Origin of the sequence: Acinetobacter sp. USHLN143 (assembly GCF_037145695.1) — a bacterium.
In the GTDB taxonomy this organism is placed as follows: Bacteria; Pseudomonadota; Gammaproteobacteria; order Pseudomonadales; family Moraxellaceae; genus Acinetobacter; species Acinetobacter fasciculus.
Genome location: NZ_JBBCWZ010000043.1, coordinates 1 through 19,066 on the forward strand (window position 1 = coordinate 1; position 19,066 = coordinate 19,066).

Below are 19,066 nucleotides of genomic sequence, written 5' to 3' on the forward strand. Positions count from 1 at the left end.
TTATTGGCGAGATTTTCAAGTCATGACAGCTGACAAAATAGAGCAATGGGTGGAGAAAGTATCAAACCAATTCGGAAAAGAATACATGTTTACTTTTTAATGACAACTTATAAGGAATGCATTACAGACTTAAATGCAAGAGAAGCGGTAGTATAGCTTTGCACAGTGAGAGTATCGTTCATAAGATTAATAAATTCTTCATAACGGGGATCAAATTTATTTGAGACTATTTTTTTATGGAAAGATTTTAATTTTCTAAATTGAGTAGAATTATACAAATATTGACCACCTCTCATTTTAAATAATGTACGTAGAAATTTACTTTTACCCGCATTATTTTTACCAATAAAAAAATTCAGTCTTTTTATTTCAATAACTTCATCATATTCAATATCATTATTAGAACTGTAATTTTCTAAATTTTCAGCCCAATAATATAATTTTTCTGTCATAAAAAGCCCCCCAAATATGGGAGCTAATTTAGCAGTAATTCATTACTTTTCAAATGAGTTATGAAATAGTAATTGATTCAAGTTTAGTAATCTTAGTTTCAAATATAGAAAGCAGAGGCATACAGTTGCCTGAACAACTCAGCTACACTTTGATGCACACTCGAACCCCAATGGTGCAAAATGGTCTATTTTTTAGGCATACTTAAAAAATAAATCATTCTTGTTTTGCCTCTATTTGCGTATGTGATTAATTTCCCACGCATTCCGCTTAAATCTATTCTATTTTATATTGTGGCACGCTTTATGCTTTTATTTATATACAACATAAATAGAGGAGAGCAATACACTTGATCACTCATAATCACAAACATCGGTTAACCATTCATGTATAAAAAGAATAGCAAGGACATGAGCAATCAAAATGGAATAAACCGGTGAAATACAAAACTTACTTTTGCTTTAGAACAAGCCCCATCTCACTGTTATGGGGCTTTTTTTCGCCCCCTTATAAAAGTTTATTCACCTCATCCAAATAACTAAAAATTGGCACGCTTTCTGCATTTTCCTAAGTAATACGAAATTTTGGTTTTGTAATATTTACAGGAGATGCACATGAACAATCCGACATCAAATAAAAAAATGCATCCATGGCTTCACTTTTTGGTTGAGCTGCTCAGCGTACGCGCAGGCTTTCACATTAAACAGTCTTCCCAATACCAACCCAAGGATCAACATCGTGCCTAAACAAAAATTGGCACGGATCAGTATTACCGTGCCAGAAACCACGCTACATGCGATGGACCAAAAAATTGTCGAGCAGCATTATGAAAGCCGTTCACAGGCCATTGTCGACATGATTAACCGCCACCTGATTGATGATCTGGTGATTCGCGATGAAGTCATGGTCGGCACACTCACCTTGCTCTACGACGTCAGCCTGAAACCGCTGCGCAGTCAGCTGGTCGATCTGCAGCAGCAGTATCTCGCACAAGTGATCAACTCACTTCATATCCAGTTGGATGATGAAAAAATTTTGCAAGTCATGCTGATGCAGGGTGCGAGCAGTGATTTGAAAGAAATAAGTGAACAATTTATTGCACTGAAAGGCGTGATTAAAGGGCATCTCGAACTGATGGATGCCGTCATGCCGCCTATTCCACAAAATACCGAACACACTTAAGGAGAACAGCTGTGCACAACTTATGGACTGTACAGGACTGGCAACACGCCTACCAGAATAACAATATCCAGCTTAGTGACCTGATTGAGTATGTTGCCGGATTGAATAATGACGATCATGCCTGGATTTCAATTGCAACAGCAGCACAATTACAGGCACAAATTGATGCATTGACTGGTGCAGATAGTGCAAGCTTGCCACTTTATGGGGTGCCATTTGCAGTCAAGGACAATATTGATGTTGCAGGGTTCTATACCACAGCAGCATGTAAAGAGGTAGCTTATCTGGCAACTTCCGATGCAACCGCAGTAGCCAAATTAAAAGCTGCCGGCGCGATTGTCGTGGGTAAAACCAATCTGGATCAGTTTGCGACGGGTCTGGTTGGTGTGCGCTCCCCATACGGCGCGGTAAAGAACAGCTTTAATCCTGAATATATCAGTGGCGGTTCAAGTTCCGGTTCAAGTGTAGTCGTGGCAAACGGATTAGTGCCATTTTCACTGGGTACAGATACTGCAGGTTCAGGACGTGTACCGGCAGGGCACAATAACATTGTCGGACTCAAACCAACCAAAGGCTGGTTCTCGACTACGGGCCTAATTCCAGCTTGTCGTACCATCGATGTGATTTCGATTTTTGCCTTAACGGTGGATGATGCCTGGCAGGTGGCGCAAGTCATGCAGGGCTATGATGCCAGCGATGAGTATTCCCGAGTACATCCTCAAAATGTACCGAGCCAATTTTCAAAAGGCAAAATTGCCATTCCCGATACGCTGGAATTTTATGGCGATGCCGAAACTGAAAAAGCATTCCAGCTGGCGATCGCACGTGCACAAAGCTTGGGTTATACGGTTGAGCCGATTGATTTTGCTCCATTTCAACAACTGGCAGCGGCCTTGTATAACCGCTCTTGGGTGGCTGAACGTACCAGTGCCGTGGAAAAAATGGTGCAACGCGAGCAGACCCATCCGGTAATTGGCCAGATTATTGCGCAGGCAGACCGGTTCAATGCGGTCGATGTCATGCAGGATGAATATGAACGTGCCCACCTGAGCCGTGTTATTCAAAATACACTGGCAGATTATGATGCCTTGATGGTGCCTACTGCACCCACCATTTATCGCATTGCAGAAGTAGAAGCCGATCCTCTGGTAAAAAACAGCCACATGGGCGCTTATACCAATTTTGTCAATTTTGCCGATCTTTCGGCTTTGGCGCTACCAAATAGCATTCGTGCTGATGGTCTTCCAACGGGTGTGACCTTTATTGCGCCAGCCTGGATGGATGAAGCACTGGCCAAATTCGGGCAAAAATGGCAGCAATCGAGCCAGTTAAAGCTAGGCACCTCTGAACTTAGCTATGAAAAAACAACTGAAATCTCATCGGGGCACAGCGTCAAACTGGCTGTCGTCGGAGCACATCTGACCGGTATGCCACTGAATTTTCAGCTGACCACACGCAGTGGCACCCTGATCAAGCAGACCCGGACTGCTTCGCAATACAAACTCTATGCTTTAAAAAATACGACACCGCCAAAACCTGGCCTGCAATACAACGCGAAAGGTTTTTCAATTGAAGTAGAGGTCTGGGACATTCCGCGTGCACTGTTCGGAGACATTGTTGCAGAAGTTCCGGCACCTTTGGGGATCGGCAATGTCCAGCTAATTGATGGCACTTGGGTCAAAGGCTTTATCTGTGAAGGCTATGCACTTGAGGATGCAACAGATATTAGTCATTTCGGTGGCTGGCGCGAATTTATGAAATCTCAACAACTTTCAAATACCAAATTTAAATGTGAATGCATAGGGGAAGTCGCAAAATGATCAAAAAAGCACTGATGTCCGTTTCCGTACTGTCTGCAATCCTTTTTAGCGGTTGTGACAATACCGCTAAAGTACCTGAACCAAATGCCAAGGCAGAAGGGAGTGTAAATACTCAGCCCATCCGGATTGGTTATAGTGACTGGCCGGGATTTGTGGCCTGGCAGGTGGCGATTGAAAAAGGCTGGCTAAAAGAAGCAGGGGTAAATGCCAATTTCGAATGGTTTGATTATTCAGCCTCACTGTCAGCTTTTGCTGCCAACCAGCTGGATGCAGTCATGGTCACCAATGGTGATAATCTGGTCACTGGCTCTGGCGGTACCAAGGGTGTGATGATCATGGCGACTGATTATTCAGCTGGAAATGACGTGATTATTGCCAAGAATGGCATTAATTCGATTCAGGATCTGCGCGGTAAAACAATCGCGACTGAAAAAGGCCTCGTTGATCACTTGTTACTGTCCACTGCACTGGATGATGCCAAGGTTAAACTGAATGAAGTTAAACTGGTCAATACCATGACCAATGAATTGCCACAGGTGTTTGCCACTCCCGATATTGATGCGATTGCGGTATGGCAGCCAGTGGCGAATCAGGCTTTATCCGCGGTGGCCGGTTCCAAGATTATTTTCACCTCTAAAGACAAGCCGGGATTAATTTACGATACCTTGACCGTGAATCCAGCCCATCTGGAAGCCAATAAAGAGCAATGGAAAAAGGTGATTCAGGTTTGGGATAAAACCGTCAAATACATCAATGACCCGGCGACTCGTGAAGATGCCGCACAGATCATGGCCAAACGTGTTGGTGTCGATGCGAAAACCTATATGCAGTTCATTGATGGTACGCATTTACTTGATCTGGCCGCCAACAAGAAAGTCTTTACCAAAGGTGATGGTTTCGACTCGATCTATGGTTCCAGCTATCATGTGAACAAGTTCAATGTGGCCAACGGCATTTATACGACTGAAATGAACGTAGATGGCGTGATTGTTCCAACGCTGGTGCAAGAGCTGCAATAAAGCCTGATCTCTTACATAAGAAATCCCCGGTCTGGGGATTTCTTATTGTTAAATGAGTAGATATTTTTTATAAATCAAAAAATGATTGAAGGGATATTGAAAAGCTCCTTCTCCTTCTGGGATGAGAGGCATAGCTTCGCATGAGGATGAGGGTATTTATTAGAAAGAACCCCTCCCTGAGGAGCATGCTCCGCAAGTCTCCTACAAGGAGAGGCAATTTACTTCTTAATAATTAAAAATGACTGATGAAAGAACGCTAATATCAAAAAATTAAAGCTGCGTACTTTTGGAAAAGACATTGATAAAAATAATGCCAATGATCATAAACGCCAGACCGATCAGCGCGGGAAGATCCAGTTGCTGTTTAAACACCAAGAGGCCAACCGTTGAAATCAGGATAATGCCGGCACCAGACCAGATTGCATAGGCAATGCCCATCGGAATAGTTTTCATGGTCAGTGACAGGAAAAACAGGGCAACGGCATAACCGGCAATGGTGGCAAGTGAAGGCCAGAGCACGCTAAAACCATTGGAGGCTTTCAATGCAGAAGTTGCAATGACTTCTGCAATAATGGCAATCGAAAGATATAAAAAAGACATATCTCTCCCTATAACACCCGTTCTGCATGCTGCATCAGGTGACCCTGTTCTGACTTCAGCCAGCTTTCAGCTTGTGTAGTCGTGGGGGTTGCATATTGAAATTGGTAATCCGGCTGGTATATATCCAGCTCAAAAATCAGGTCAATATTGCGACCATCTAAAATGACATGCTGAGCCAGACTGCTTTCATTGAGAACTTCAAAATTTTCCAGGTTAAAGAGTTTGCCTGTCTCACTGCTGCGGGTGCTGTAAGTTTTAGCTTGACCATCAGTCCCGATAGAAACTTCAAAACTTTCCACCAAGGCAAACACGGTCGGATCGACAGCTTTCAAATCCATTTGAGCTACTGCACTTTGCACTTCAGGCAAACGCGTCAGGGCATAGGCAATATGATCAGCACAAATGATCAGGCCACCATCCATTTCCAGTTCCTGACCAGATTGAACATCAAGCGCAAACTGAAGCCGCAGCCCTAAAAATAAACCGTGCTGTACCTGCTGGCGCCAGTCTTCGACATACACATTACTTGGAGAAAATTCCAGAATGCAGTTGCCAATCGCATGCAACCTGGCTGGTTCCGGCCATTGCACATGATTCTGGTAATTGGCGTAGTCTTTCACGTCCCAGGACAAGAGTTGGCTAGCGTTATCCCAAAACGTATTGCCAATCCAGCCTTGGCGTTCCTGAACAGCAGTTCCCGTCTGGCTTTTTAGACGAAGATCAATGGTAAAACTGTGCGACTGAAACCAGTACACAATGGTATTTTCATCAGTTAGGCCATTATAAAAACTGATGCTTTTACGCCGAAATGCCCCATATAAAAAGCCCGGAATAATCTCTGGCTGAGGGGTAGTGGGCTTTAAAGTTTTAATTACTTCAAACAGATTCATGATGCTACCTCCGCCTGTTCTTCAAGTCCAAAAGAAGAAAGTGGTACAGCATTTTTTAAGATCAGTTCACCGCTAGCAATGCGCTGTTTTAAATATTGAAAGGTCTGGGCGGTCTGATTAAACAGATGCTCACCCCCGATCAGGGCAGAATATTTGGAATTTTCAGTGTGAATAACCGGTTCAATCACGGTGTCATAATTGCAGGCGCAAAACAGTGGGAATGAATACCGTTCTTCCGAGACCTTTTTCACGCGGTGCTTGGTGGCGAGATATTTACCATTCGACAGAATTTCCATCATGTCACCGATATTCATCACCAGTGTATTTTCAATCAGTGGAATGTCGATCCATTCGCCGGCTTTATTCAAAACCTGTAAGCCGGGTGCGGTGGGTAACAGCAGGGTAAAGCATTCGTAATCGGTATGTGCGCCAATACCTTCGGCATCTTGCACTTCCGGATTATAGGGATAATGAATCAAACGTAGCTGACTTGGTGCATCAGTAATTTTGCTTTCAAAAAAATCCTCACGAACGCCCAACGCCAGTGCAAAGGCAGAAAAAATCTGCTGGCTGATCTCACGCAGATGGCTATAGTATTGGCTGACAATAGACTTGAAATCCCGATGGTCTGGCCATAAGGTGGGCCCAAGTAAAGGACAGTCTTTTCTTACCCCCTGATAATCATAATTGACATCATAGGCTTCTTTTAAATCATAACTGTTGCCGGCAAACTGCTCTTCGCCAATTGGCACATAGCCGCTATGATTTTTTGATTTGCCAATATAGTGCTGCATTTTGGTGTCCAGATCCTGAGAAAAATAGGACTGGGCCATTTCAATCAGGTCTTTGGCGTAGTCAAAATTAAACTGGTCGCCTTGCAGATAGAGAAATCCAACTTCTTTACAGGCATGATCCAGAGCATGAGCAACTTCAATACGATCGGCTAAATCCGGACTTTGCAATTTTGAAATATCAACCAGTGGGAGTACATATTGCGCTTGCATGACAATCACCTCTAATGTTGGTCGTCCAACACAGCGATTAAAACCTTCGGGTCGTCCCAAAGGCATTTTGAATGAGATTATTTATTGCTGCTGACCTTGGTCATACGCGGAATGACTGGCAGTTCTGCCAGTGCCGGATCCAGTTCATCTTCCTCAGCATGCACCAGATAATCGACACGTTGTCTTAACTGTTTAAATTCAGGACTAAGCATGACGTCTGGATGGCGTGGACGAGGTAGATCAACTTCGATAATTTCCTTGATTTCACCCGGATTGGCTTTCAGCGCCACAATACGGTCGGCCAGTAAAATGGCTTCATCCATATCGTGAGTCACAAAAATGATGGTGATGTCGATATTTTGCCAAAGATCCATCAGATGACGCTGCATTTTTTGCCGGGTATGCGGATCGAGTGCTCCAAAGGGTTCATCCATCAACAGGATCTTCGGTTCATTGACCAAAGCCCGGGCAATCGCGACACGCTGTTTCATCCCGCCAGACAGCTCATGCGGATACTGGTTTTCATACTTTTCCAGACCAATGATATTGATCCATTCACGTGCCTGCGCTTCGGCCGCTGCACTACTTTGGCCTTTCATGCGCGGGCCAAACATGACATTTTCCTTGACGGTTTTCCATGGAAACAGGGTATAGCCCTGGAACACCATGCCACGCTCTGGACTTGGGCCGGTAATCGGCTGGCCATCCACCAGAATCTCACCACTGCTATAAGGATCCAGACCGGCGACTACACGGCTAAAGGTTGACTTGCCGCAACCGGAAGGCCCAATCACACAGATGAACTCCCGCTTATGAATTTTCAAATTTAGTGCATTTAAAACCGTACGTTCAGTTTTGCCATGACTGAATTTTTGCGTCAATTGCTTCGCTTCCAGAATCACCGGACGGCTATAAATCTTGTCAAAGTATTCGCGGGTATTAAATTCAGTGTTTTGCATCAGTTGGCTCCCGGTTTCCATTTAAATAAGCGTTGTCCCAGTTTCATTAAAATCACATCACACAGCAAACCAATCACCCCAATGATCAGGATCGCGGCAAAGACATTATCAAAGTTCTGATAACGGGCTTGCTGGGTAATGAACCAGGTAATCCCGGAGGTACTGCCGATTAGTTCTGCTACGATCAGGTAAGTCCATGCCCAGCCCAGCAACACACGCAGATTGCGGTAAATTTCAGGCAGGGCGGCAGGAATCACCACATGTAACAGACTTTTGAGTTTATTGGTGCCCAAGGTAAAACCGGCTTCAATCAGGCTACGATCCACCAGACGTGTGGTATTGGCAATAATCAGGATTTGCTGGAACAGGGTTCCAATCACAATAATGGCAATTTTGGGTGCATCATTAATTCCGAGAATTGCCACTGCCAGTGCACCAAAGGCCGGAGCAGGCAAATAGCGGAAGAATTCGACAAAGGGTTCGATCAGCTGGGAAATTTTATTTGAAAACCCGCATAAAATACCGAGTGGAATACCGACCAAGGAAGAAATAAAGAACGCAGTAAAGACCAGCTTGATACTGTGCCACAGACTTTCATGAAACCAGGGTGAATTGGCCTGAGCAGGCTCCGTGGTAAAGGCCGTGACCAGTGCAATCGCAACTTCATGTGGTGCAGGCAGATAAATCGGGTTGACCAGAATACCCTGCGGCGGAGCCAGACCCTGATCTACCGCAGACTGCGCAGCAGAAAAAAACTGGTCTTTATCAATACGACTCTCGACCTGTAAATAGGCAACACTACCTGAATCAGTAATCTGGACTTGTGGATGCCAAATAAATGGCAAATAGCTGACTGCACACCAAATCAGAATTGGTATTAAAAAAGACCCCAAGCCAAACAGTAATTTATTTCTTTGACTGAGTTCACGTGCAACGTAACTCATAGTGTTGCCCCTCAATATTACAAATTTTATAAAACGTAATACTGAATAAGCAAAATGGATGCCATTTCATCCCAAATCCTGAAATGACTCTTAAAATGGCTTATTTTTATAGAAAAAATTAGCAGACAACTCTTAATCATATTCAAGAAGTTAGATCAGAATGCAAAGATTTTTAATCATTTTCTGGAAAATAGACTCAATAAAAAAGACCCGAAAAATCAGGCCTCTTTTTTCAGTAGGATCATTTAGCCAATAATGTCTGCATGCTGGTTTTGCAAGCTATAGATGCACTGCTGTGCAATCTGTTTTTTCTCGGCTGCGGTCATTTCAATATCTTCCCATTTCTGCATCTGCTGCAGAAGCCAGATAAAATCATCGACTTTCGGTTTGGCACTTTCTCCAACAAAATTCCGGATAATATTCTTGATTTTGTAAAAGTCATAGACATGCCGCTGGGCGGAACATTCAAACTGAATAATCTGATAATCCACCAGCATGTTCCATACGTCTGATAAATCGCTGCGCTGCTTTAAATCATCCTGCGCTTTTTGTACAGCCTTGACCACTGCCTCTACGGTAAATGGATGCTGTTCTGCCCATTCTTGGGTCATGGCCAAGACTTTATCGGCAACTTTTGGAATGACATTCTGGCTCGCCGCAACGATAAAGCTATAGCCTTCAAGTTTGGCCTGAATATTCCAGGGTTCTCCCACGCAAAAACCATCAAATACCTGTTCTGCGATTCCTTTAACCATGGAAGGCGGTGGGGACGTCATCAGCTGGATATTCTTGGCCAGTTGTAGATCAGTCAGCGCCAACCATTCTTTTAAACAGTAATGGTGAATCGAATATTTATACACATAGGCCAGATTGATGGAATGATTCTGTTGTAAAGCCTGTACCAGTTTCTTTGAGGTATTCTGTTCATCATCCCCAGGCTGGATGCCGAGTTCATAGCACAAATCCTGGCGCAGGCTAATAAAAGCCTGATTCACGCTCAGTACTAGAGGGGTTTGCAAAGCCACCTGTAACTGGTCTGTACCCAGGGCAGCAGCGGGCAGCATGGCAGACAAGCAATGTGCAGCATCCAGAAAGCCATAGGCCAGACGGTCACGCAAACTAGACCAGGAGGCTTCATGGATTAAATTGATGGTTAATCCTTGCTCAGCAAAATACCCCTGTTTTTCGGCCCAGAGAATGGCAACACAATCAAGTAAAGGAATATAGCCAATATTGAGTTCAGTTTTTTCTAATGTGGACATATTCTTTTCCTTATTGGCCCAATAACAGCTTCTGTGCATCCAGTAAGCGTCTGGCCATTTCACCAATGGTAATCCGGTGACTCATGGCATTTTTACGCAATAAAGCAAAAGCTTGCTCTTCCGTTAATGCATGCAGCTGGATGAGCAACGCTTTGGCTTTATCGATATCTTTACGGTCAATCAGTTTGTCCTGGGTTTCTTTTAAATCATTCAGCAGCTTTTTATGCTTGCGAAACTGTTCAATTGAAATTTCCAGAATGCTTTCTAGTTTGGTGGGATCAATACCATCGACAATATAAGCCGTGATTCCGGCATCAATCGCACTTTTGATGGTGTCTTTATTGGAGTTCTGGGTAAACAGCACGGTCGGAAGTTCATATTGGCTGACACAGCTTTCAATAATATCCCGATGCGGATGATCCATATTCAGCAAGATCACATCTGCATGAATACCCTTAACATGTACCATATTCAGGTCATTCAGGATTAAACAGGCCACCACCTGAAAATCATGTGAAAGTAAGGATTCCTGGATGAATTGGGCGCGCTCCAGATCATCATCAATAAGAGCAATTCGTAATTTGGACATGGAATATTTTCAAGTAAGGCCTAAGGAATATTCAAGCAGGATTAAAGCAAAAAACATGCCATTAAATTGGTGCATAAAATTTCGTTTTTCTGTTCAATTTAGTGCACAGCTTTAGGGATTTCAGCTGATAGCTGATCAAAATGAAGCATTTAGGTAGATCATCTGCCTGAAACAAGGCATTTTTCTATTAAAAAAGTTGGCACGATTTCTGCATTTATTAAATCGTCAAAGATGACTTTCAATACTAACAACGGCCAACGATGTCCGTTCTGATCGTAATTGCACTTTCAAGGAGTGTGATTGGTATTTCGTTCAGCACAGGATAAATGACATGGTCAGTTGTTCAGCAATACAAAACGCACAAGCGTTTCAACCCTTCCTCCAGCATTACAAAGCGCTGGGTTGCGGTATTTACAACATATTCAATCAGCAGACATATCAATGCCTAGACGTGATATGCGGCTTTTTATCATCTTTAAAAAAACAATAGTTGGAGTGCAGATATGAAAATTCTCATGATTGGGCATGGCATGGTGGGGCATAAATTCATCGAATCTGTACTGGAACAGGCCGGTGATGACATTGAGCTGACCATTTTGGCAGAAGAGCCACATTTAGCTTATGACCGGGTACATTTGACCGAATATTTCAGCGGCAAGTCGGTCAAGGATCTGAGTCTGTGTCGTAGTGATTTTGCCGATGCTTATGGCATTGATTTGCGACTTAATACTAAAGCGGTTGAAATTGATCAGCTCCATAAAACCGTCACCACCAGCCAGGGTGATGTGCTGAGTTTTGACAAGTTGATTCTCGCTACCGGTTCTTATGCCTTTGTGCCACCAATCCCGGGCAATGACCGTCAGAATTGCTTTGTTTATCGTACCATTGAAGATCTGGATGCCATTCGTGCAGCCAGTCTGAATGCCAAAACTGGCGTAGTGATTGGCGGCGGCTTGCTAGGGCTGGAAGCAGCGAAAGCCCTGCGAGATCTGAATCTGGAAACCCATGTCGTAGAATTTGCTCCGCGTCTGATGGCGGTGCAGATTGATGATCTGGGCGGCCGGGTACTGCGCTCTAAAATTGAAGACCTGGGTGTCAAGGTACATACTCAAAAGGCCACGTCAAGTATTGAAGATGGTGACAGCACTCAGCATGTAATGAAGTTCGGAGATGGTTCGGTGCTTGAAACCGATATCATCCTGTTCTCGGCCGGCATTCGTCCGCGTGATGAACTGGCGCGCCAAAGTGGTTTACTGATTGGTGAGCGTGGCGGCATCATCATTAATGATTATTGCCAGACCTCACATCCGGACATTTATGCCATTGGTGAATGTGCACTTTGGGACAATAAAATTTATGGTCTGGTTGCACCAGGCTATGACATGGCGCGGATCGCGGCAAAACATGTCCTAGGCCAAGAAAGTCATGCATTCGCTGGTGCGGACATGAGTACCAAGCTCAAACTGATGGGGGTGGATGTTGCCTCTATTGGTGATGCACATGCTATGTCCCCAGGGGCCTTGAGCTATTTCTATGCTGATGAAGCGGCGCAGGTTTATAAAAAAATCGTGGTGTCAGCAGACAAGACCAAGCTGCTGGGCGCGGTGCTGGTGGGCTGTGCCAAAGAATATAGTGATCTCCTGCAAATGATGCTAAATGGTCTGGCTGTACCGGAGCAACCGGAAAGCCTGATCATGCCAGGTTTTGATCAGGCAACTTCAAAATCGGGTGGTAGTGGCATCGATTTATTGCCTGACAGCGCGACCATCTGTTCATGTAATAACGTTTCCAAAGCTGATATCTGTTCAGCCATTGATGGCGGTGCGACTTCATTGGGTGCACTGAAAAAATGCACCCAGGCTGCAACGGCGTGCGGTGGCTGTGCGCCACTGGTAACGCAGGTTCTCAAATCTGAATTACAACGTCAGGGTGTCACGGTGAACAATCACCTGTGCGAACATTTTGCCTATTCGCGTCAGGAACTGTATCACCTGGTACGCGTGCATGAAATCAAGACTTTCTCTGACCTGATTCAGCAACATGGGCACGGCATGGGCTGTGATATCTGCAAACCGACTGTAGCCAATATTCTGGCATCCTGCTGGAATGATTTTGTTCTGAAACCAAGTCATGCCGGTTTGCAGGATAGCAACGACTACTACCTCGGCAATATCCAGAAAGATGGTTCCTATTCGATTGTGCCACGTGTGGCAGGCGGCGAGATTACCCCGGATGGTCTGATTACCATCGGTCAGATCGCCAAAGATTATGGTCTATATACCAAAATCACGGGCGGACAACGAATTGACATGTTTGGTGCACAGGTACATCAGCTGCCTGAAATCTGGGAAAAACTGATCAATGCCGGTTTCGAGTCCGGACATGCCTACGGCAAATCCTTACGTACGGTGAAATCTTGTGTGGGCAGTACCTGGTGCCGTTTCGGAGTCGATGATTCTGTCGGCTTGGCGATTTTCCTGGAGAATCGTTATAAAGGCCTGCGTTCACCACATAAAACCAAAATGGCAGTATCTGGCTGTACCCGTGAATGTGCAGAAGCACAGAGCAAGGATGTCGGTGTCATTGCCACCGAAAAAGGCTGGAATCTATATGTATGTGGCAATGGCGGTATGAAACCGCGCCATGCTGAACTACTTGCCTCGGATCTGGATACTTCCACACTGATCAAATATATCGACCGCTTCTTTATGTTCTATATCCAGACAGCAGATCGTCTGCAACGCACCAGCGTATGGCGTGACAATATGGAAGGTGGGCTGGACTATCTGAAAGATGTCATTGTGCATGATTCACTGGGTATTGCTGCTGAACTGGAAAGCCGTATGCAGCATGTGATTGGCACTTATCAGGATGAATGGCGCACCGCGATTGAAGATCCTGAAGTACGCAAACGCTTTAAGACTTTTATCAATGCCAAAGCAGCTGAGCAGAATGACCCGAATATTCAGTTTACGCCTGTACGTGGCCAGATTCGTCCAAAGACAGAAGCTGAACGTGATTTAAACCGTATTCCAGTGGTTGAAGCCTAAATACCACAGTCAGGGAGAATGAAAATGACAATTTTAAAAGACATGAACGAACTGAACTGGTACGAAGTCTGCAATCTGGATGAGATTACCCCGAATACCGGTGTGGCAGCCCTGATTGAAGATCAGCAGATTGCAATTTTTCGCGTGGGTCAGGAACAGCGGGTGTATGCACTCAGCAATCAAGATCCATTTAGTCTGGCCAATGTCATGGCACGTGGCATTCTGGGTGATCTGCAAGGTGAGCGTGTAGTCGCATCCCCAATTTATAAGCAGCATTTCAGTCTGGTGACCGGCCGTTGTCTGGAAGAGCAAGACCAGAAATTACTGGTATTTCCAACCCGAATTGAAAATGGCAAAGTTCTGGTGAGTCCGACTCCACAAAAGACCTATATTTCCAGTAATGGTCAGAACACAGAGCGTTTAAAACTGGTACTGGTCGGAAATGGGCTGGCGGGCATGCGCTGTCTGGAAGACTTGCTGGATATGGCGCCAGATCGTTATGACATTACCGTGATTGGGGAAGAGCCATGGGGCAATTACAACCGGATCATGTTGTCACCGGTATTGTCTGGCGAGAAAAGCTTTGCAGAAATTATGCTGCATTCAGCCGACTGGTATGCCGAAAAAGGCATTCGATTCATCGCTGGAGATGCTGCCAGCTCTATCGACCGTTCACGTAAGCAGGTTCATACCGAAAAAGGTGAAATCGTTGCTTATGATCGTCTGATCCTCGCTACTGGTTCCAAACCCTTTATACCACCAATTTCAGGTGCTGAACTTGAAGGCGTGATTAGCTTCCGGGATATTCAGGATGTTAACCACATGCTGGATTACTGCAAAACCAAGCAAAATGCCGTCGTGATTGGAGGTGGGTTGCTGGGTCTAGAAGCAGCTTATGGACTGAAGCAGCAGGGGATGAATGTAACTGTGCTGCATCTGATGGACCGTATTATGGATCGTCAACTGGATATGAAAGCCAGTCAAATGCTGAAAAAATCAATTGAAGATAAAGGCATCCGAATCATCACTGAAGCCAACACCGAAGAGCTGCTCGGTATAGACGGCCATGTGACTCAACTGCGTTTAAAAGACGGGACAGTGCTGGATGCTGATTTGGTAGTTTTTGCCGTCGGGATTCGACCAAATAAAACTCTGGCTGAACAGGCTGGCTTGCGCTGCAATCGTGGAGTACTGGTGAATGACACCATGCAAACCTATGACCCGAGTATTTATGCAGTGGGTGAATGTATTGAGCATCGTGGTCAGACCTTTGGATTGGTTGAACCCCTATGGGGACAAGCCTTTATCTGTGCGACGCATCTGGCTGAACATGGCCGACTGACCTTTAAGGCACCGACTGTTCCGACCCAACTCAAGGTCAGTGGATGTGATGTCTTCTCGGCCGGAAATTTTGAACCTCAGGATGATTTTGAAGATATCGTGCTGAATGATGAAAAACGTCAGATTTATAAACGGATCATCATCCAGCAGGAAAAAGTCATTGGTGCGGTGCTATTTGGCGATACTGAAGATGGGGCTTGGTATGCAGAACTGATTGCGGACCAGACACCAATTAGCAATATCCGCAGCAAACTGCTTTTTGGTCGGGATTTTGCATTCAAAAAGGCAGGGTAATCGGATAAATCTCCTCCAACCCCTCTTGGATAAAGAGGGGAACCTCCCTCCTTTGCTAAAGGAGGGTTGGGGAGAATTAAAGCATTTGAGACATAGAAAAAATTTAAATCAAACCTGTAAAAGCTAGATATCAGAGATTTGGTGAAACACGTGAATTTGGATGATTAAGGAGCACAGCAGCAATGAATAGTATTCCGGTTATGGAACTACATAGCTCTACTGAATCCCAAATAAAAACTACTCAGACGACCTGTCCTTATTGTGGGGTAGGCTGTGGCGTCATTGCGCACGTAAGCCAAACCCCGACGGGTGAAAAGGTTGAGATTGAAGGCGATGTTCAGCATCCGGCGAACTTGGGCAAGTTGTGTATTAAAGGCAGTCATCTTGCCGATACACTTGGCTTAAAAACCCGGCTTCTACATCCGATAACAGGTCGAAAAGAGCAGCGGCAAATAAGCACTTGGGATCATGCCATTTCAAGTATTGCCAATAAATTTCAGCAATGTATTGAGCAGTATGGACGCGACAGCATCGCCTTTTATGTCTCCGGCCAGCTTTTGACTGAAGACTATTATGTGGTGAACAAATTTGTAAAAGGCTATCTGGGTACTGCCAATATTGATACCAATTCAAGACTGTGCATGTCATCTGCTGTGGCAGCATATAAACGGGCTTTTGGCGAAGACCTGGTGCCGGCCAGCTACACAGATTTTGAGCAGACAGAAATGGTGGTTCTGGTCGGTTCCAATACCGCCTGGTGCCATCCGGTGCTTTATCAGCGCATCATGAAAGCCAAGGAAGAGCGGGATTTATTTGTGGTGGTGATTGATCCGCGCTTTACTGCAACCTGTGAAGCGGCAGACTTACACTTGCCGATTTTACCAGGTCAGGATGTCGCGCTGTTTAATGGCTTGTTGCAATATCTTCAGCAAAATGGCTATACCGATCAGGATTTTGTTAACCAACATACTCAAGGTCTGGAGCAGGCACTTGCCAGCAGCTCGACAGAGTCATCGCTTGAAAGCGTGGCTCAACGAACTGGGATTACTATTGAAAAATTAACCTTATTTTTTCAGAAATTTGCCCAGACCGAAAAAATCATGAGCCTGTTTTCCATGGGCGTAAACCAATCCTCTCAAGGCGTAGACAAGGCCAATAGCATTATTAACTGTCATTTATTGACAGGAAAAATAGGCAAACCCGGTTCGGCACCTTTTTCCATGACCGGACAGCCGAATGCGATGGGCGGACGGGAAGTCGGGGGGCTGGCCAATATGCTGGCCAGTCATCTGGATTTGGATAATCCGCAGCATCAGCAACTGGTGCAGGATTTCTGGCAAAGCCCGGTCATCGCGCGGCAGCCCGGATTAAAAGCAGTAGATTTATTTCAAGCGGTGGAAAGCGGGAAAATCAAGGCCATCTGGATTATGGCCACCAATCCGATCGTGAGTTTGCCCGATGCAGATCAGGTTAAACGCGCTCTGGAAAAGTGTGAATTTGTGGTGGTTTCCGATATTTGTCTCGACACCGATACCACGCAATATGCCGATGTACTGTTACCGGCACTAGGTTGGGGCGAAAAAGATGGCACAGTCACCAATTCGGAGCGCCGTATTTCCCGGCAAAAGGCTTTTTTGCCGGCTCCGGGTGAAGCCAAAGCGGACTGGTGGGCCATTTCCCGGGTGGCTCAGGTCTTAGGTTTTCGCGGTTTTGACTTTAGCAATAGCCATGACATTTTTCTGGAACATGCCCGTTTATCTGCCTATCAAAATAGTTCGCTTTCGCAACGTGAAGATACCCCTAATTTTCGCTATTTCAACCTGCAAGGTCTAACTCATCTCAGTTTTGTGGAATATCAGCATCTGACACCAGCCCAGTGGCCGGTCTGGGATAAGCAAGAAGACCATCAGGTGAGTCAACTATTTAGTCAAGGCCAGTTTAGTCATGCAGATGGCAAAGCCAGATTGGTGCCAACAGTTGCAGCCGATCCGGTACATGCTATTTCTGCTGAATATCCTCTGATCTTGAATACCGGACGCATTCGCGATCAATGGCACACCATGAGCCGTACCGGATTATCTGCCAGTTTATCCCAGCATCGTGCCGAGCCTTATTGTGAGCTGCATCCGCACGATGCGCTAAAATATGGCCTGAAAGATGCCGAGCTGGTCGAGGTGAAATCGGCTTGGGGAAGTTGTTTACTCCGTGTGCAATTTTCACAAAATATGCGACGTGGCCAGATTTTTGCACCGATTCACTGGAACGACCAGTTTGCGTCCGATGCGCGGATTGGCAAAGTAGTGAATCCGGTGGTTGACCCGATTTCCGGCGAGCCAGAGTTTAAGCATACTCCGGTGATGATCCAGCCATTTTATACTCAGTGGCAGGGCGTGCTGTATGTACGGGAAGGCTTTGAACAACAGATCCAGACCATGATTGAAAATATGGTGTGGTGGAACAAAATTCAAACCAATCAGGCCATCCGTTATGAACTGGCAGACCGGCGCCGTTTTTCTGAGATCACCGGGCAGATCAAGAGCTTGTTAGCCTTTGATGATGAAAGCTTTGAATGGCTGAATCTCGAAGATCAAACGGCGCATATCAGTCATAGTGTGGTGCTTCAGGATGGCCAGTTAATTGCCAGTTTTTATATCGCACCGGCGGCACTATTGCCAGATCGTGACTGGGTGGCAGGCCTGTTTAGACGTGAACGTCTGAGTGCATTACATCGTAAAGCATTGCTGGCAGGTCAGGCCATGTCGATGGGAAATAGTGAAGGAGCATTGGTCTGTAGCTGTTTTAAGGTCGGCAAGAACCGAATTATTCAAACCATTAAAGATAAAAATATCACGCATGAAAAACAGGTGACTGCATGTCTAAAAGCCGGAGGAAATTGCGGTTCGTGTTTGCCAGAAATTAGAGGCCTGATTAAGGCCTGCCAGACGGAGTGCATAGAATGAAAAGAAGAGTGATGAAGACGGTGTCTTATCCGGAAACCGACGTGGTGATTCTGGCCGGAGGTCTAGCGCGGCGCATGAATGGCATCAATAAATTGCTGCACAAATTTGATGATGAAATCCAGCTGATTAAAATTCATCAGCAGCTGAAGGCCCGGGCAAGCAAAGTCTGGGTCAATAGTCACCGCGATCACTCTATTTATAAACGGATGATTCCTTCGATCGACTTTTATCAGGACGATGAACCCGGTTTTCAGGGACCATTGATGGGCATGAAGAGTGCCTGGTCACATGTACAATCTGATTATGTGCTGTTCGTACCCTGTGATGTGACCTATATTCCCAAAAAAGTCATTTCACGTTTACATCAAGCCCTGCAACGACATCCTTTATCTGAAGTGGCGGTAGTTGAAATCAATGAAAAAGCATTGTTTCCATTCTGTCTGATGAAGCGCAGCAGCTTACCCACTCTTATACAACATCTTGAACAGGATCAGCGCAGTTTAAAACGCTGTTTTGCTGACATGCACATGCAGCGGGCAAGTTTTAAAAATCGTGCCCTGTTTTTCCACAGCATTAATTCATTTGATGAGCTACAGCAGCATCAACAGCTTAACTTTCTATAGCGTTTACAATGCTAAAAGCCGAATTATCATATTCTGGCTCACCAAAATATTGCTTTTTTTATTTTTCGAGAAAACTTTC

At 45.2% G+C, this 19,066-nt stretch carries 16 protein-coding genes and 1 pseudogene; 9 read left to right on the forward strand and 8 right to left on the reverse strand.

From position 1 onward, the window contains the following. Positions 1-100, forward strand: a pseudogene (locus WFH18_RS11370) (transposase); the annotation flags it as partial. Between the two features lie 7 nt (positions 101-107). Here the strand turns inward: WFH18_RS11370 and WFH18_RS18530 are convergent. Continuing rightward, complete coding sequence (locus WFH18_RS18530) at positions 108-452, reverse strand: hypothetical protein (protein WP_431605496.1); 345 nt, start codon at positions 450-452, stop codon at positions 108-110. Positions 453-1,064: 612 nt separating this feature from the next. On the opposite strand from WFH18_RS18530, the gene WFH18_RS11380 reads away from it, so the two are divergent. The 4 genes from WFH18_RS11380 to WFH18_RS11395 are packed head-to-tail and all read left to right on the forward strand — an operon-like array spanning position 1,065 to position 4,471. Then, positions 1,065-1,196: a hypothetical protein gene (locus WFH18_RS11380; protein ID WP_004647016.1), complete on the forward strand. Its 132-nt coding sequence runs from the start codon at positions 1,065-1,067 to the stop codon at positions 1,194-1,196. Then, positions 1,189-1,632 carry a CopG family ribbon-helix-helix protein gene (locus WFH18_RS11385; protein WP_004280384.1) on the forward strand — a complete coding sequence of 148 codons (444 nt, stop codon included), beginning with the start codon at positions 1,189-1,191 and terminating at the stop codon, positions 1,630-1,632. The genes WFH18_RS11380 and WFH18_RS11385 overlap by 8 nt, the downstream gene beginning before the upstream one ends. An 11-nt stretch (positions 1,633-1,643) precedes the next feature. After that, positions 1,644-3,452: an allophanate hydrolase gene (gene atzF, locus WFH18_RS11390; RefSeq protein WP_336754886.1), complete on the forward strand. Its 1,809-nt coding sequence runs from the start codon at positions 1,644-1,646 to the stop codon at positions 3,450-3,452. Next, a complete protein-coding gene (locus WFH18_RS11395; RefSeq protein ID WP_253174494.1) occupies positions 3,449-4,471 on the forward strand; it encodes an ABC transporter substrate-binding protein in 1,023 nt (340 codons plus the stop codon). The genes atzF and WFH18_RS11395 overlap by 4 nt, the downstream gene beginning before the upstream one ends. A gap of 270 nt (positions 4,472-4,741) precedes the next feature. On the opposite strand, the gene WFH18_RS11400 is transcribed toward WFH18_RS11395, so the two are convergent. The 7 genes from WFH18_RS11400 to WFH18_RS11430 form a co-directional block, all read right to left on the reverse strand. Then, the gene (locus WFH18_RS11400) at positions 4,742-5,071 is read right to left on the reverse strand and encodes a DMT family transporter (protein ID WP_004280373.1); all 330 of its coding nucleotides are present in this window, start codon (positions 5,069-5,071) and stop codon (positions 4,742-4,744) included. An 8-nt stretch (positions 5,072-5,079) separates the two neighbouring features. Next, positions 5,080-5,961, reverse strand: coding sequence for a hypothetical protein (locus WFH18_RS11405; protein WP_336754888.1), 882 nt, complete (start codon positions 5,959-5,961; stop codon positions 5,080-5,082). Continuing rightward, positions 5,958-6,965, reverse strand: a complete 1,008-nt coding sequence (locus WFH18_RS11410) for an isopenicillin N synthase family dioxygenase (RefSeq protein ID WP_336754890.1) — start codon at positions 6,963-6,965, stop codon at positions 5,958-5,960. The genes WFH18_RS11405 and WFH18_RS11410 overlap by 4 nt, the downstream gene beginning before the upstream one ends. 77 nt (positions 6,966-7,042) lie before the next feature. Beyond that, positions 7,043-7,924, reverse strand: coding sequence for an ABC transporter ATP-binding protein (locus tag WFH18_RS11415; protein ID WP_064096740.1), 882 nt, complete (start codon positions 7,922-7,924; stop codon positions 7,043-7,045). Further along, positions 7,924-8,868, reverse strand: a complete 945-nt coding sequence (locus tag WFH18_RS11420; RefSeq protein ID WP_336754893.1) for an ABC transporter permease — start codon at positions 8,866-8,868, stop codon at positions 7,924-7,926. The genes WFH18_RS11415 and WFH18_RS11420 overlap by 1 nt, the downstream gene beginning before the upstream one ends. A 245-nt stretch (positions 8,869-9,113) precedes the next feature. Continuing rightward, positions 9,114-10,130 carry a CmpA/NrtA family ABC transporter substrate-binding protein gene (locus tag WFH18_RS11425; RefSeq protein ID WP_336754895.1) on the reverse strand — a complete coding sequence of 339 codons (1,017 nt, stop codon included), beginning with the start codon at positions 10,128-10,130 and terminating at the stop codon, positions 9,114-9,116. A 10-nt stretch (positions 10,131-10,140) separates the two neighbouring features. Next, the gene (locus tag WFH18_RS11430) at positions 10,141-10,719 is read right to left on the reverse strand and encodes an ANTAR domain-containing response regulator (protein ID WP_004280362.1); all 579 of its coding nucleotides are present in this window, start codon (positions 10,717-10,719) and stop codon (positions 10,141-10,143) included. A gap of 503 nt (positions 10,720-11,222) precedes the next feature. Here WFH18_RS11430 and nirB point away from each other — a divergent pair. From nirB to mobA, 4 genes are all read left to right on the forward strand, one after another. Then, on the forward strand, positions 11,223-13,769 hold the full coding sequence (gene nirB / locus WFH18_RS11435) for a nitrite reductase large subunit NirB (protein ID WP_336754897.1): 2,547 nt from the start codon (positions 11,223-11,225) through the stop codon (positions 13,767-13,769). Between the two features lie 24 nt (positions 13,770-13,793). Then, the gene (gene nirD / locus WFH18_RS11440) at positions 13,794-15,404 is read left to right on the forward strand and encodes a nitrite reductase small subunit NirD (RefSeq protein WP_131261978.1); all 1,611 of its coding nucleotides are present in this window, start codon (positions 13,794-13,796) and stop codon (positions 15,402-15,404) included. A gap of 182 nt (positions 15,405-15,586) precedes the next feature. Next, a complete protein-coding gene (locus WFH18_RS11445) occupies positions 15,587-18,364 on the forward strand; it encodes a molybdopterin-dependent oxidoreductase (protein WP_336754899.1) in 2,778 nt (925 codons plus the stop codon). After that, positions 18,361-18,987 carry a molybdenum cofactor guanylyltransferase gene (gene mobA / locus WFH18_RS11450; RefSeq protein WP_336754900.1) on the forward strand — a complete coding sequence of 209 codons (627 nt, stop codon included), beginning with the start codon at positions 18,361-18,363 and terminating at the stop codon, positions 18,985-18,987. Before WFH18_RS11445 ends, mobA begins: the two co-directional genes overlap by 4 nt. Positions 18,988-19,066 lie beyond the last annotated feature (79 nt).